Here is a 14830-nt window from a genome sequence, read left to right as displayed (position 1 = left end):
CTTAAAAGTAGCGAAACCCACACATGGTTCGTGTGGGTTTCGGGAATGCGGGGGTGAAATTGGTTCAGCTAGTCCTCGTCAGGCTTATTCCAGGCCAAGGCGAGCGCGGGGTAGCCTCCCACCGTTAATGTGATGAGCAGAAGCAAGTAACCAGCCACCATGTAGATAGCTCGCGGATTCACTGCCAAGTCGGGAATAAATGACCCCAGTGCAATGAGGAAGAATGCAATAGCTGAGGCAAAGAAACCGTAAAGGCGGAAAGCGAAAGAACGGTAGCCTTCCAAGCGTTCGAATTGGAACTCGTCTAGCGCTTCCGGTGGAGCTTGATCTTCGGAATCGATGGTGATGCGGATGATCGTCCATAGAATGGCCAGCGCTCCCAGGCCGGCGATCAAGGAGAGATAGATGTTGCTGCTTGGGATGAGCAACACTCCTAATGCGGTGAGGGCGGCAATGATCACGTAGACGCTAACTAGTACGCGCCTACGGCTTTGGCTGCGCCAACCCGGAAGCATATTCGTGGTGCGTTCCTGCTGCTTGCGGTAGGTTTCGAGCTTCATTACTTGTCTCCTTGGTAGATCTGCGTGGACATCGGGGCGAATTCGGTGCGGGAGAAGATGGCTTCGATGGGGAGGGAGAAGGCCTCGGAGAGGTTCATGGCGAGGTCGAGGCTGGGGTAGTGGTCGCTGCGCTCGAGTGCGCCCACCGTTTGAACGTTGACTCCGATGATCTCGGCGAGCTGGGCTCGGGAGAGTCCGCGTTCTGTTCGGAGTAATCGGATCCGATTGAATATTGGTTTCGTAGGCTTCTTTGCTGGGCTCATGCTTCATAGTGTTGTATAAACACAACAGTTTGTCAAGAGTTAGCAATTCTCCCTGCATGAGTGGCCTAAACCGCGTTTAATGGGGGATATGACTAGCGCCACCCAGCAGACCACCCTGACCTTTCGCGACGGCACTGAGTTTCCCCAGCTAGGACTGGGAACTTGGCAGCTTAAAGATGACGCCGCCTACCGTGCGGTCCGTACCGCAATTGAAGTTGGCTACCGACACATCGATACCGCGGCGATCTACAAGAATGAAGAACAGGTAGGCAAGGCCATCGCCGATGCGATCAGCGCAGGTGACGTCACCCGAGACGAGCTTTTCGTCACCTCAAAGCTGTGGCATAACCAGCAGGGCGAGGACGCCCCGACGGGCTTCAATCAGTCCCTTGAGCGACTCGGCCTCGACTACTTGGACCTCTACTTGATTCACTGGCCATGGGCGTCGGCAAGCAAATATGTGCGTTCCTTTGAAGAAATGGCGCGCTTGCAGGGGCTCGGTAAGGTGCAATCCATTGGTGTGTCGAACTTCTACCCGGAGGTGCTGGATGATCTCATTGAGCAGACGGGGATCGTTCCTGTGTGCAACCAGATTGAGCTGCACCCGGGCTTTTCGCAGGCAGGGCTGCGCAAATACCATCAGGACAAGGGCATCGTAACCGCAGCCTGGTCGCCGCTGGGTAGCGGAGAGACGATTGATCTGCCGGAGATCGCAAAAATTGCGGAAGCGGTGGGCAAGACCAATGCCCAGGTCATTTTGCGCTGGCAGCTGCAGCTCGGCAACCTGGTGATTCCGCGCTCGCAGAACCCAGAGCGCATCGCGCAGAACTTTGAGATTTTCGATTTCGAGCTCAGCGACGAGCAGATGTCGGCCATCACTGCCCTCGACGAAGGCGACGCTGCAGGCCGTCGTGGCGCCGACCCGCTGACCTTCCCAGAGCCAGTAGAGCAGGGCTAAATCATGTCAGCAATTGTGCGTACCGCAGAAGATAAGGTCCTCATTCTCACCATCGATCGTGATGAGCGACGCAACGCCCTCACCGCGGACATGTGCATGGACATCGCCGAAGCTGTCAACGCCATCTCCTTGGAAGACGATGCCCCCATCCGAGCGGTGCTCATTCGAGGCGAAGGAGCTGCTTTTTGCGCAGGTGCGGACCTGGGAGATGACGCCGGCGGAGTGTTCGGAGACAACTTCCACACCTGCCTGCAGCACATGCTCACTTCCCTGATGAATTGCCCAGTCCCCATCATCGCCGACATCCAGGGCCCAGCCGTCGGTGCCGGAGTGCAGCTGGCCCTCGCCTGCGATTTGCGTGTCGTCGGGCCAAACGCTTGGTTCCAGGTACCACCTGCAAAGCTCGGATTTGCGCTGGACAACTGGACAATCCGCAGGACCGTGGAACTGCTCGGTGGCTCCATCGCCCGTGGCGTCCTCATTGCCGCGCAGAAGATCGATGCTCAGCAGGCACACAATGTGGGTTTCGTGCATGTGCAGGGTGATGCGGCCGCAGCACTCCAATTCGCGCACGAAGTGTCTGGTAACGCGCCACTATCGATGAAGCATCTCAAGAGCGTGCTCAACGATGAAGGCTTCGGCTTCGAACTATCCGCTAAGCAACATCAGGACTATCTCGCAGCTTGGAAGAGCGAGGATGCCAAAGAGGCACGTTTGGCCCGGAGTGAAAAGCGTCAACCCGAATTTAAGGGCCGCTAGCCTGCACTAGACTTATGGCCCATGAGTTTCGTGGTGCCCGCAACTGGCCTCAGTGCGACTGAGGTGGCCGATAGGCGTGCCCGAGGGCAGGTCAATAAGGTCGTTCGGCGCGCGGGCCGCACGAACTGGCACATCATCAGGTCGAATGTCTTCACGCGAATCAACGCGATCCTGGCCATCCTGTTTGCCATCGTGATGACCACCGGCAGTTGGATCAACGGCGCGTTCGGCCTGCTCATCATCGCCAACTCAAGCATCGGAATCATCCAGGAAATGCGCGCCAAACGCACTCTGGATCGCCTCACCATCCTCGGCGAATCACGCCCCAGAGTGCTTCGCGACGGCCAAAGCCAAGAAATCGCCCAGTCTGACATCGTCCTGGATGATCTCATTGACCTCGGCGCAGGCGATCAACTCGTGGTCGACGGCATCGTCCGATCCGCCGCTGGGCTCAAAGTCGATGAATCCATGCTCACTGGTGAGTCCGATGCGGTCCACAAAAGCGTCGGCGATAAAGTCCTGTCCGGTTCCTTTGTTGTTGCAGGTGAAGGCACTTTCCAGGCGACAGCAATTGGCGCCGATGCTTATGCTGCCCGGCTCATTGCAGCCGCCGGGGAATTCACGCTAACCGGTTCCGAGCTGCAAAAGGGAATCGACAAAATTCTGCGCTTCATCAGCTGGCTGCTCATTCCAACCGGCGTGCTCACGATGTGGACCCAACTGTGGCGAACCGAAGCGCCCCTGAATGAAGCGATCCTCGCGATGGTTGCCTCTCTCGTACCGATGGTCCCCGAAGGGCTGGTCCTCATGACCTCGATCGCCTTTGCCGTCGGGGTGGTGCGCCTGGGACGTCGACAAGCGCTCGTCAATGAACTCAACGCGATTGAAATGCTGGCGCGCGTTGACGTGGTGTGCGTGGACAAAACCGGAACGCTGACCGAAAACCGCATGGAACTGGTGCGGATTCGTGCTTTGGAGGGGGAGCCGGAGAATGCGAAGCGCGTGTTGAGCTCCATGGCGGCTGCCGACAATCGGCCGAATGACACGATGAAAGCCATTGCAGAGGACCTTGAGGGAGTCGCGCCTTGGCCGGTCGTTGGTATTGAGCCCTTCGACTCGAAAAAGAAGTGGTCCGGAGTTGACCTTGGCGAGCACGGCACATGGGTGCTCGGAGCCCCCGACATGCTCACGAGTGATCGCGAACTCCTCGGTATTATCAGCGACGATTCCGATGCCGGCCTGCGAGTGCTACTTCTGGGCCAAGTTCCTAGCTTTGCGGATATCACGAAAGTACGCCCGAGAGCGTTGGTCGTGCTGCAACAGAAGGTTCGTGCGGATGCGCCGGCAACACTGCAGTTCTTCGAGAAGGAGGGCGTGGACCTTAAGGTCATTTCCGGAGACAATGCCGTCTCGGTAGCCGCGGTGGCGCGGCAGGTAGGGATTGATGCGGAGCCCGTCGATGCCCGCGAGATGCAACCCAACGATGTCCTCGATGGCAAGGTCTTCGGACGCGTCACCCCAGAACAGAAGCGCGATATGGTGCAGGAACTCCAGCGCGCCGGGCATCACGTGGCCATGACGGGCGACGGTGTGAATGACGTGCTGGCGCTCAAAAGCGCGGACATTGGAGTTTCCATGGGTACCGGCGCACCAGCTAGCAGGTCGGTCGCCCAGGTGGTGCTGCTCGACAACAGCTTCTCGACGCTGCCCCACGTAGTAGCCGAGGGGCGACGCGTGATCGGAAATATTGAGCGAGTAGCCAATCTCTTCCTCACCAAGACGATCTATTCGGTGGTGCTAGCTGCCGTCATTGGGCTGTGGGGAGCCACCTACCCGTTCCAACCCATCCATGTGACGATGATCGGTTGGTTCACCATCGGCATCCCTGCGTTTTTCCTGTCGCTTGGCCCTAACACGGAACGGGCCCGGGATGGGTTTGTACGCCGAGTTCTGACCCAGGCGGTACCAGCGGGCCTGCTGATTTCCGTGTTCACCGTGGGCTTTTGGATGATGCACTACCCGGCTGAAGTAGGTGGTCAAGAGCATCGACAGGCCTCGACCGCGACCTTAGTGGTGCTGCTAGTCATGGCAATGTGGGTGCTCGGCATTGTTGCTCGGCCATGGACGTGGTGGAAGGTTTTGCTCGTGGCTGGTGGCGTTGCCGGCTATATGGTGATCTTCTTGATTCCGCAGGTGGGGCAGTGGCTTCTTTTGGACGCTTCCAACACGACTCTCATGTTGCGCGCACTCTGCGTGGGAGCGGTCGGCGCGGGCTGCATTGAGCTCGCACGCATGCTTTTCCATCAACACAAAGTTGGCTAATGCGTCGTTTGCGAAGCGAAGAATTGCAAGTTTTTAATCATTAACAAAATTTGCAAACCGTGGTTGTTGGCATTAGTGGGGGTGATTTCGCAACATGCATAAGGCCTGTTCAATCGCGTTAGCGGGGGTGGCTGTTAACTTGCGAAGAAAAATCTTGGGAGAAACAGTTCTTCATTGCAATGTGAGCTAGGTAACTTCACTTGCAAGCGGAAAATTGTGATCGGCTACACACTGTCAACTAAGTGAAGTGCAGATTACCTCCGCAGATTGTTTCAACGTGTACCAACCAAGAAAGCGAGAGGACCGCCACGATGAGCACCGGAACTCGACCACAGCTCACGCGCCGTGAACCCACGGCTGCGGAGTTTCGCGCTATGCAGCAAAGCCCACAGTTCCAAGAACTGCGTTCCACTTTCCGAGGCTTTACTTTCCCCATGTCCGTTCTGTTCTTCGTATGGTTCATCGCCTACGTGCTGGTCGCGACCTACATGCCAGAGCAAATGGGAATGAAGGTGTTCGGAAACGTTAACCTGGGCATCGTCCTGGGAATCCTCCAGTTTGTGACCACCTTCATCATCACGTGGGTATACATCAAGTTCGCAAACAAGAACATTGAGCCGCGGGCCACCGCGATTCGCCAGGAAATGGAAGGGGTCTAAGGTGTCCAACACTGTTTTTCTCGCAGCTGAAGCTGGTACGAACACCGGCAACCCGATTCTTAACATCGCGGTCTTCGTTATCTTCATCGTTGTCACCATGGGCATCGTCATGCGCGTGGGCAAGAAAACCTCCGAAGCCTCCGACTTCTACACCGGTGGCGCATCCTTCTCCGGCACTCAGAACGGTCTCGCCATTGCTGGTGACTACCTTTCTGCTGCGTCCTTCCTGGGCATCGTGGGCGCCATCGCACTCACGGGTTATGACGGATTCCTTTACTCGATCGGTTTCTTCGTGGCTTGGCTTGTCGCCTTGCTGTTGGTGGCTGAGCCGCTGCGCAACGTCGGCAAGTTCACCATGGCAGACGTTCTGTCCTTCCGACTGAAGCAGAAGCCGGTCCGCATGGCAGCTGCGATGGGCACGCTGTTCGTGTCCTTGTTCTACCTGATCGCCCAAATGGCTGGTGCCGGTTCCCTGGTGGCCGTGCTGCTGAACCTGCACGGCAAGACTGAACAGGCAATTGTCGTGATCGTGGTCGGCGTAATCATGATCGCCTACGTTTTGATCGGTGGCATGAAGGGCACCACCTACGTGCAGATGATTAAGGCAGTGCTGCTCGTTGGCACGGTCCTCATCATGACCGGCATGGTGTTCTTCGCAGTCAAGGGTGGCTTCTCTGAACTATTCACTAAGGCCGTCGAGGCGCACAAGGGCAACGAGGCCCTGCTCAAGCCAGGCATGAAGTACGGTAAGACTGAAATTTCCAAGCTGGACTTCGTCTCTCTCGGCCTGGCGCTGGTGCTCGGTACGGCAGGTCTGCCTCACGTGCTGATGCGTTTTTACACCGTCCCAACGGCAAAGGAAGCCCGCAAGTCCGTGACCTGGGCGATTATCCTCATCGGTGCCTTCTACCTGATGACCTTGGTTCTTGGCTACGGCGCCGCAGCGCTTGTCGGCCCAGATGCAATCAAGAAGGCACCAGGCGGCGCGAACGCAGCAGCTCCACTGCTTGCTCTCGAACTGGGTGGTTCCTTCTTCATGGCAATCATCTCCGCAATCGCCTTTGCGACGGTTCTTGCAGTCGTGGCAGGCCTAGCGATTACCGCCTCCGCGTCAGTTGCTCACGACGTCTACCACTCCATCATCCGCAATGGTCAGTCCACGGAAGAGGAGCAGGTCCGTGTCTCTCGCATCACCGTGGTTGTCATCGGTGTCGTCGCCATTGTCCTTGGCATCCTGGCTATGAGCCAGAACGTGGCCTTCCTGGTGGCACTGGCCTTCGCAATCGCGGCTTCCGCAAACCTGCCAACGATCCTGTACTCCCTGTACTGGAAGAAGTTCAACACCACCGGAGCCGTCGTAGGTATTTACGCAGGTCTCGTATCCGCCCTCGTGCTAATCGTCTTCTCCCCGGCAGTGTCCGGATCGGCGACCGCGATGTTCCCGAATGTCGACTTCGCATGGTTCCCACTGGCTAACCCTGGCATCGTGTCGATCCCGCTCGGCTTCCTGGGTGGCATCATCGGTACATACATGGGTAAGCCGGACAACCTCGATGATCTGCAGGCTGAGATGGAAGTTCGCTCCCTCACCGGTGTGGGTGTGGAAGCTCCAGTTGATCACTAATTGAGCAGATCGAATCAAAGATAGCCCGTAGTTCCAGAAAACCTGGACTGCGGGCTACTATCTTTTCTCGTGTTCGAAAATCGGTTGGCGACGGTGCGCTTTGTTGGCGCTTTAGGCTTGGTTATTGCAGGCATTGCTGGAACCGTCACGCTGAAACACGAAACAACGGTCGTATCTCCTGAGCTGCAGCAGGTTGCTGCAGAGGCGGCTCCAGCGTCGGACTACATTGACCGCGCCAGCCTCGATAACTTCATCGACAATCCGGCAGGTACCCAGCTCACCTTCGTCCGGTTGTCTGATGGTGAGCATCTTGGGAGCTCAACTGAGCGTTTTCCGCGCCCCGCGTTGAGTTTGATCAAGCTCTACGTGGCTGATTATGTGCTGCTCAAGGGGACTGAGGATGAAAAGCAGCTTGCCCTGGAGATGATCAAGTCCTCTGACGATGAAGTCGCGGCCGAACTGGTGGAGGAATACCCTGATGCCATCGAGGCAACGGCCCGCACCTACTCGCTGTGGTCAACTGAGGCAGGGGAGAGCTGGGGAACCAGCAGGACGTCGACCTATGACGCAGTGAAGTTCCTGCGGGCGAAGATCGAATCCGATCCGAATTCGCCGCTGCTGGAAGCGATGCGTGAAAGCCATGAGGTAGCAAATGACGGCTACGAGCAGGACTTTGGCACAGCGACGCTCCCCGGGGTGAAGGGGACCAAATGGGGCTGGTCAAACGATCGCATGCTGCACTCGTCGATAAGCTTCGGCGACGACTTCGTGGTAGCCGCCGCCGTACTGGGGTCAGCGGAAGACCTCACTGACCTGGTGGAGCGCCAGGTGGCGCCGCACCTAGCTCGATAGCGCCTGGGCGCGACGCACTAGCTCCATCGCGGTGTTGATTTCCTGCTGGCTTGGGAGGCGAATGCCTCGCAGGTCGGCGGGCAGGAGGCTGGAGAGCTGGTCAACGTTCGGGATCGATGGAATGGTTTCCGGTGCCGGGGTTGGGCCGTAGCCTGGCTTCCACTGGCCCCAGTCGTGTGCGTAGACGTTATTGACGTCCACTTCGATGCCACTGATCGTTTCGCGCAGGCCGGCCTTTTGGTGGATGGTGGTGCGTGGGTGGATTTGGCCGTTGGAGCCCCAGTCGTGCATCCAGAAGAACTCGCCGAGGCCGTCGCGGGACGCCCACTCGATGACGTTGTAGTTGCCGTACACGCCGAGCTTCAGGCCGGCGCCTTCGAGGGCGGTCTTGAAGGCCTGCAGGTATGGCTTGATCTGGTTGTCGTACTGTGCGCGGGAAGGGTTGTCATCGATCGCGACATAGATCGGGCGACCGGTCGGGCCACCTGCTGCGGCGTGCAGGGAAATGGCCTGAGGTGCGTGGACAGCTGCACCGGCAGCGCCCTGGAGCCAGTCAGCGGTGGTGCCCTTGCCGAACTGGTACACGGAAGCCACCTCAAGGCCAGCGGCTGCGAAAGCCTTGGTCTCATCGATGCGCACCGGCTTGCCCTTCATCCATTCCGCGCCCGGGCGACGCTCAGAAACGTAGCGAACAGCGCCCAGGTGGCCACGAGCCTTCACCTCGCCAGCATTTGGAACGCCAGCAGAGTAGTCAATCACGGTGCCAACCGGTGCGCCGAGTGCGTGCGCAGCGGGCAGCTTCTCGACGGCGCTGAGCGCGAATGGTGCTGCACCCGCCAGGGCGGTGGCCTTTAGGAATGAACGACGGGACAGGGACATAGATACTCCAGGTGCTGTAGTGAACTCATGAGTCGTCTCTAGAAACAATAGTCACAATAGCAACTGGCGGGGAAAGATGATAGGTCAAAGATGCGCTAAGCCCCGACACGAGTCGAAAACACCAGGTAAACGACGCATATCGGGGCTTAGAAAGTGGTGCCCCAGAGAGGAATCGAACCTCCGACACCGGCTTTAGGAGAGCCGTGCTCTATCCACTGAGCTACTAGGGCGCGAAAAATAAGTTTAGCGCACCGCGTTCTACGGCCAAATCACGTGCCCAACGTACACTTTTGGGGGGCGAAATGATCGAATCCCAGCGAAAGGTGGGTGATTCGGAATACTGTAGACATAAGTCTTGCTCACAACTTAGAAGGAATAGGTGTTTATCATGGCCGATCTGAAGCCAACTTTCACGGATGTTAACCGTCGCGATGTTCTCGCCCGCATTATCACCAAGAACGATGTTCCAGTTCTGTCCGTGGAGGAAATCCTTGAAGACGGCACCACCAAGCGCATTATGCTGCTGAACAAGTATGACGCTAAGCAGCTCTCCGCGATGTGCGAGCTTTATCTGCAGCAGATTTTCTCTGTTCAGTTCCACCAGAACACTAACTCCCTGTCCCCAGAGGAGATGGCTGAGATCTTCCACGACCTCACCTAAAGTCAGTTCTTCTTACGCCACCTGAAAAAAAATTGGGTGGCGTTTTCTTTTGTTATAAACGTAGGTATGCGACACATCGAAGTCATCGGCATCGGCGCGGGAAATCCCAACCACCTCACCCTGCAAGCCATTGAGGCACTACGCCGGTCTGATATGGTGTTGGCCCTGGACAAGGGCGACGAAAAGGCCGACTTGCTGAACGCGCGACGGGTAATCGTCGACAAGCATGCGCCCGGCACGCCAATCGTGAGGGTGACGGACCCCGAGCGCGACCGCAACCCCGCCGACTACAAAGCGGAGGTGGAGCGCTGGCACCAAGAACGCGCCCAATTGCTTCTCGACGCCATGCCCGCCGAAGGCACCGTCGCGTTCCTCGTATGGGGAGATCCTTCGCTGTACGACTCCACCTTGCGCGTCATCGAGCGGATGCGTGGGCTTGGACTAGAGGCGACAGTCAATGTCACGCCTGGAATTACCGCAGTGCAGGCGCTGACGGCAGCGCACGCTGTGTTGATCAACCGCATTGGTGAAGATATTCGCATCACCACCGGACGTGCGCTTTTGGACGGACCCACTTCCAATTGCGTGGTCATGCTCGATGGCGGGGCCGCGTGGATGCGCGTCCCTGATGCCGAGATCTATTGGGGCGCTTACCTCGGCACGGATAAGGAAGTGCTTCGCAGCGGTCGCGTGTCCGAGATAGGGGCGGACTTGGCGCAAGAAAAAGCCGCGCTTCGGGAAAAGCACGGCTGGATCATGGATATCTACTTGCTTAGGAAGTAAGCCTGGTGTACTTCCGGATGGCCACCTTCGGCTGCGGATTAGTCGCCACCGAGCCATCCGGGTACTTCACCGTCGGGACAATGCGGTCGCCGTTATTCACCGATTCGACCCACGCGGCAGCTTCCTCGTCTTCCTCCACGTCGATGCGGACGTAAGGGATCTCGGCCTCATCGAGAGCTGCGACGAGCTTCTGGCAAAACGGGCACCACTCGGTGGTGTACAGGGTGAAATCAGCCATGTCAGAGCCTTTCGTAGGTGAGGAAACGATACTTCAGAGGGGATTTCTCCGGATCAGATAGCAGGTGTCCTGTTTCGGAAGTCATCCACTCGGATTCTTGTGCGAGCGCGAATTCTTCCAGCGATGGTGCGTGAACTGAGCCTTCGAGATCGGCCAGCTCTACATCGATTTCCGTGACGATAACCCGGGAAACCTGCTTGAGGGTAGTTCGGTAGACCTGGCCACCTCCCATGATCCAGGCGTCGATAAGCGGAGGTTCGGTGACCACCTGCGCACCTTCAGACCACTCGCCGGGCGAACGACGGGAGAGCACGTAGTTGTCACGCCCTGGGAGTGGTCGGAACTTTTCTGGGATCGACTCCCACGTCGCGCGGCCCATAATGACTGGCATGCCAAGGGTGGTTTCCTTGAAATGCTTCAGGTCTTCGGGCAGGTGCCAAGGCATGTCGGTGCCGTCGCCGATGACCCCGTCGCGCGACTGCGCCCAAATGGCCTGCCACATTAGACGGCGACCTCAGCTTTGATGGTTGGGTGAGGGTCGTAGCCCTCGAGCTGGCAATCCTCGAAGCTGTAGCTGAACAGATCATTAGCCTTGTTGAGCTTCAGCTGTGGGTAAGGTCGTGGCTCCCTTTGGAGCTGGGTCTCGACCTGTTCGAAGTGGTTGTTGTAAATGTGGCAGTCGCCACCAGTCCAAATGAACTCGCCGACATCCAGGCCTGCCTGCTGCGCAAACATGTGGGTGAGGAGAGAGTAGCTCGCGATGTTGAACGGCACGCCCAGGAACATGTCGGCGCTGCGCTGGTAAAGCTGGCAGGACAGCTTACCGTCAGCGACATAGAACTGAAACAGCAGGTGACACGGTGGCAGGGCCATGTTCTCCAGCTCGGAGACATTCCACGCGGAGACGATATTGCGACGGGAATCCGGGTTGTTCTTAAGCATCTCCAACGCGCCACTGATCTGGTCGATGTGGCGGCCATCCGGGGTTGGCCAGCTGCGCCACTGCACGCCGTACACCGGGCCCAGCTCACCCTCAGGCGAGGCCCACTCGTCCCAAATATGGATGTTGTTGTCCTGCAACCACTTCACGTTCGAGGAGCCCTGCAGGAACCACAGCAGCTCGCCCACAACGCCCCTCCAGTACACCTTCTTCGTGGTGATGAGCGGGAAACTCTCCTGCAGATCAAAGCGAATCTGCTGGCCGAACAGGCTTTTCGTGCCTGTTCCGGTGCGGTCGCTCTTTTCGGCGCCTTCGCGCAGGATCTTGGCAAGGAGGTCTTCATAAGGGGTCGCGATCATGATTCAAAGAATACACAGTGCCCCGTGGGGGTAGGGTTTTTCGATTGATAACCAGCGGTGTTCGAATGGGGTGGGGGTGGTGTCTGGGGTGGTTTGTAGGGTCAGGGGCGTGAATCAATTCGAATGTATCGCGGAACAGCTGGAGCGGGCTCATGAGGCCCAGCTTCATGCCTCCGCCATGCTCGAAAACCACCTCGCAAACGCTGAAAATCTAACAGAACTGCTATTACAGGTTCGATCGCTGACGCGCACCTGCGAGCTGCTGAGCATGCAGCTTATCCGCGAATTGGAACGCTCTCATGCCTTCCATCCGAACTCTCGAGCGAGTTTCAACGACCTAATGCACAAGTGCCGATTGGGGAGGCGGGAACTAAAAGACCTGGTCACCCTGGCACAGAGCCTCTTCGAACAACCTGCCACCGTCGACAGCGACCCGATTCCGGCGCGCATGCCTGCCACTGCACGCGGGCTTGTCGACGCCACCTTCGGTGCCAACTCCGCCATGGAAATTTCCAAAGTCCTGGACCTGATTCCAGAGGGAACACCAGAGGAGACGGTTCGGCAAGTCGAGGAAATGATGGCCGGATTCGCCTCGGTCTTGGCGCCTGATGACCTCCGCAAAGCTGGTATGAAGATCTTGCAAGGCCTCAATGCCGAGCACCCGCCGACTGATGCGGATAGGCAGCGTCGACGAAACATCCAGATTTCACCTCAGCAGGCGGACTTGATGTCCACTCTCAAAGGCGAGATCACCCCTGATCTCAAGGCACTGCTAGACCGTCTTTTCGCTGACTATGCCGGGCCTGGAAACTTACTCCCAGAAGGGGAGAAGGAGTCTGATTCCCGCTCGGCTGGCCAACGTCGTCACGACGCCCTGGTGGCTGCATTGAAGACGGCACTGCACCGAGAAGGTCCGATGCCTCCAACCCGTGGCTGCAGCACTGTGGTGGCAACCATGACACTTGAGCAACTGCAGCGTGCAGCGGGGATCGTCCCCACCGATGTCGGGACAGTACTTTCTATTCCGGACTTGATCCGGCTGGGTGCGGACAAGAATGCTTTTCTTGCTGTACTGGATGACAGTACCGGAAATCTCATTGAGCTTGGCCGATCGAAGCGCGCTGCGGATGTCTACGCATACCTGGGGCTCATCGCCGCGCAAGGTGGAGACATGACCCCTGGATCTGACCTTCCAGCAGCACTGTGCGAGATTCATCATCCGCACGCCTGGCGACTCGGAGGCTCAACTACCGGGGACAACCTGTTGTTTGTAGGACATAAGGTTCACCGAAACATTGATGACCTGCGTGAAAACCCGCAAAAGTATTGGACCTGGTGCTCGGCAACAGGGCAGATGCTGTGGCGACTGCCGAAAAACCTCGACCCCGATCGAAGACCGACAGCAAACTTCAATCCCGCGACCTGGTTCAACCCAGGGCAGATGCTGCGATTCGGGATGCACATCCCGCAGAAAGACCCGCCATTCCAGAAACCATTGTGCGCGGAGTGCGGAAAGCAGGTGGCCTAGAGATGCTTGAGTGCTTCCCGCTTCGACAGTGGCTGCATTTCATCCTCGTGCGCTGCAACGAACTCGCGAACCCACTCGGGGTTGTGACGTGCGTAGTCGCGCAGCGCCCAGCCGATGGCTTTAGCGATGAAAAATTCCCGATCAGCAAGATTAGGAAGGATGCAATCCGACAACAGCGAAGTGTCAGTGTCCTTTTTGCAGTGCAGCTGGCTGATGATTGCGTATCTGCGGACCCACATATTCGAGTCCGTAGCCCACGCACGCATGAGCGTTGCCGACTCCTTTGGGAAGGCCGGTCCGAGGTAGGTTTGCACCTTCACCACTGCATCAACCAGATCCCACCACGCACCCTCGCGGACGATCTGTTTCACCAAAGACATCGCCGTCATGGAAAGGCTTCGACCGTATCGGGGCAGCGTGAGCACAAAGATCGCAGCCCGCCGTTCATCGCGTGACTCCGCTTCGGTCCACAGAGTGCTGACTTCTGCCAGGATTTCCGCTTCCGTCGCGCTCTCGCCAAGGACATCCAAGGAGTGCACGTTGGCGAGCCTGCGCAAGTCCTCAGTGACCAGACCATGCATGGGCTCGGTCGTTTTCAGATAGCGTTGCTGCCCGGCTGCACGTTCGGGGTCGGCTAGTTCTTCGAAAGCAGGACGCAGCGACAGCGCTAGTCGGCTAGTAAGAGCCATGCGAGTCGAGGTAAGTGTTTGCGTGCTCGATAATCTCGTCAGCAAGCTCCGGACGGCAGATGAGCAGGTCCGGCATGTAGGTGTCCTTGTTGTTGTAGGTCAACGCATCGCCATTGAGACGAGAGCAGTGCAGGCCTGCTGCCTTCGCCACACCCACAGGCGCAGCAGAGTCCCACTCGTACTGGCCACCTGCGTGCACGTAAGCATCGGCGTCGCCGAGCAACACGTGCACCGCCTTCGCGCCAGCGGAGCCCATCGGGGTGAGCTCGTAACCCATCGAGTCAGCAATATGCTGTGCAACCTTTGGGGCGCGGTTTCGGGACACTACGATTTTGCGGGCTAGTGGTCCGGTCACTGCCTTGGACTCTTCGCTGGTTAAAACTACACCGAGGTCGGGGAGTGCCACAGCAGCCTGGATTGGCGTGCCATTCTCAACCAGTGCGATGTGGACAGCCCAGTCCTGGCGGCCACCTGCGAACTCCTTGGTGCCATCGAGTGGGTCAATGATCCACACGCGGTCCTTGCTGAGGCGGGACTGATCATCGGCAGCTTCTTCCGACAGCACTCCGTCCTCAGGGCGGTGCTGCGCGAGCACGCGAGCGATCCAGTTTTGGGCGAGGTCATCGCCGGCATCACCAAGGTTGCGGTCGCGGAGCAAACCGACACCGCGGACACCCTTTAGGATTTCACCGGTGCCAAGGGCAAGTCGGAAAGTCAGGCGCGCGTCATCAATCGAAGCAGTCATACGTTTCATGC

Annotated in this window: 17 protein-coding genes and 1 tRNA gene; 9 read left to right on the top strand and 9 right to left on the bottom strand. The window is 57.9% G+C overall.

Going from position 1 to position 14830, the window contains the following annotated elements:
* Window positions 1-68: 68 nt before the first annotated feature.
* The gene (locus WG939_RS03405) at window positions 69-560 is read right to left on the bottom strand and encodes a hypothetical protein (protein ID WP_339982485.1); all 492 of its coding nucleotides are present in this window, start codon (window positions 558-560) and stop codon (window positions 69-71) included.
* A complete protein-coding gene (locus WG939_RS03400) occupies window positions 560-823 on the bottom strand; it encodes a helix-turn-helix transcriptional regulator (protein ID WP_339982482.1) in 264 nt (87 codons plus the stop codon). The genes WG939_RS03405 and WG939_RS03400 overlap by 1 nt, the downstream gene beginning before the upstream one ends.
* A gap of 88 nt (window positions 824-911) precedes the next feature.
* Between WG939_RS03400 and WG939_RS03395 the strand changes: the two genes are divergently transcribed.
* From WG939_RS03395 to WG939_RS03370, 6 genes are all read left to right on the top strand, one after another.
* Window positions 912-1781: an aldo/keto reductase gene (locus WG939_RS03395; protein ID WP_339982480.1), complete on the top strand. Its 870-nt coding sequence runs from the start codon at window positions 912-914 to the stop codon at window positions 1779-1781.
* Between the two features lie 3 nt (window positions 1782-1784).
* Complete coding sequence (locus WG939_RS03390; RefSeq protein WP_339982478.1) at window positions 1785-2540, top strand: enoyl-CoA hydratase; 756 nt, start codon at window positions 1785-1787, stop codon at window positions 2538-2540.
* A gap of 21 nt (window positions 2541-2561) precedes the next feature.
* Complete coding sequence (locus tag WG939_RS03385; RefSeq protein WP_339982476.1) at window positions 2562-4862, top strand: HAD-IC family P-type ATPase; 2301 nt, start codon at window positions 2562-2564, stop codon at window positions 4860-4862.
* 311 nt (window positions 4863-5173) lie between these two features.
* Window positions 5174-5521, top strand: a complete 348-nt coding sequence (locus WG939_RS03380; protein ID WP_339982474.1) for a DUF485 domain-containing protein — start codon at window positions 5174-5176, stop codon at window positions 5519-5521.
* A 1-nt stretch (window position 5522) separates the two neighbouring features.
* Window positions 5523-7145: a solute symporter family protein gene (locus tag WG939_RS03375; protein WP_339982472.1), complete on the top strand. Its 1623-nt coding sequence runs from the start codon at window positions 5523-5525 to the stop codon at window positions 7143-7145.
* Between the two features lie 69 nt (window positions 7146-7214).
* A complete protein-coding gene (locus tag WG939_RS03370) occupies window positions 7215-7997 on the top strand; it encodes a hypothetical protein (protein ID WP_339982469.1) in 783 nt (260 codons plus the stop codon).
* Here WG939_RS03370 and WG939_RS03365 read toward each other — a convergent pair.
* Together WG939_RS03365 and WG939_RS03360 are read right to left on the bottom strand one after the other, a co-directional pair.
* Entirely contained in the window at window positions 7986-8876 is an 891-nt protein-coding gene (locus WG939_RS03365) for a DUF1906 domain-containing protein (RefSeq protein WP_339982466.1), read from the bottom strand. The two genes, WG939_RS03370 and WG939_RS03365, sit on opposite strands and share 12 nt — an antisense overlap.
* Window positions 8877-9030: 154 nt before the next feature.
* Window positions 9031-9106: transfer RNA gene (locus WG939_RS03360), tRNA-Arg, on the bottom strand.
* Window positions 9107-9264: 158 nt separating this feature from the next.
* Between WG939_RS03360 and WG939_RS03355 the strand changes: the two genes are divergently transcribed.
* Both WG939_RS03355 and cobF read left to right on the top strand, forming a co-directional pair.
* Complete coding sequence (locus WG939_RS03355; protein ID WP_339982464.1) at window positions 9265-9537, top strand: hypothetical protein; 273 nt, start codon at window positions 9265-9267, stop codon at window positions 9535-9537.
* A gap of 66 nt (window positions 9538-9603) precedes the next feature.
* On the top strand, window positions 9604-10320 hold the full coding sequence (cobF, locus tag WG939_RS03350; protein WP_339982462.1) for a precorrin-6A synthase (deacetylating): 717 nt from the start codon (window positions 9604-9606) through the stop codon (window positions 10318-10320).
* Here the strand turns inward: cobF and WG939_RS03345 are convergent.
* The 3 genes from WG939_RS03345 to WG939_RS03335 are packed head-to-tail and all read right to left on the bottom strand — an operon-like array spanning window position 10310 to window position 11860.
* Window positions 10310-10558, bottom strand: coding sequence for a mycoredoxin (locus tag WG939_RS03345; RefSeq protein ID WP_339982460.1), 249 nt, complete (start codon window positions 10556-10558; stop codon window positions 10310-10312). The genes cobF and WG939_RS03345 overlap by 11 nt on opposite strands.
* Window position 10559: 1 nt before the next feature.
* On the bottom strand, window positions 10560-11060 hold the full coding sequence (locus tag WG939_RS03340; protein ID WP_339982458.1) for a dihydrofolate reductase: 501 nt from the start codon (window positions 11058-11060) through the stop codon (window positions 10560-10562).
* Window positions 11060-11860 (bottom strand): thymidylate synthase, encoded by an 801-nt coding sequence (locus WG939_RS03335; RefSeq protein ID WP_339982650.1) that lies wholly within the window; start codon window positions 11858-11860, stop codon window positions 11060-11062. Before WG939_RS03335 ends, WG939_RS03340 begins: the two co-directional genes overlap by 1 nt.
* A gap of 106 nt (window positions 11861-11966) precedes the next feature.
* Between WG939_RS03335 and WG939_RS03330 the strand changes: the two genes are divergently transcribed.
* Window positions 11967-13385 (top strand): DUF222 domain-containing protein, encoded by a 1419-nt coding sequence (locus WG939_RS03330; RefSeq protein ID WP_339982456.1) that lies wholly within the window; start codon window positions 11967-11969, stop codon window positions 13383-13385.
* Here WG939_RS03330 and WG939_RS03325 read toward each other — a convergent pair.
* Together WG939_RS03325 and WG939_RS03320 are read right to left on the bottom strand one after the other, a co-directional pair.
* Window positions 13382-14074, bottom strand: coding sequence for a DNA alkylation repair protein (locus tag WG939_RS03325; protein ID WP_339982454.1), 693 nt, complete (start codon window positions 14072-14074; stop codon window positions 13382-13384). The two genes, WG939_RS03330 and WG939_RS03325, sit on opposite strands and share 4 nt — an antisense overlap.
* Complete coding sequence (locus WG939_RS03320; protein WP_339982451.1) at window positions 14061-14819, bottom strand: 3'(2'),5'-bisphosphate nucleotidase CysQ; 759 nt, start codon at window positions 14817-14819, stop codon at window positions 14061-14063. Before WG939_RS03320 ends, WG939_RS03325 begins: the two co-directional genes overlap by 14 nt.
* Window positions 14820-14830: the final 11 nt, after the last annotated feature.

Source organism: Corynebacterium sp. H130 (assembly GCF_037572395.1).
Classification (GTDB): Bacteria; Actinomycetota; Actinomycetes; order Mycobacteriales; family Mycobacteriaceae; genus Corynebacterium.
This window is presented reverse-complemented; position numbering and strand designations above follow the sequence as displayed.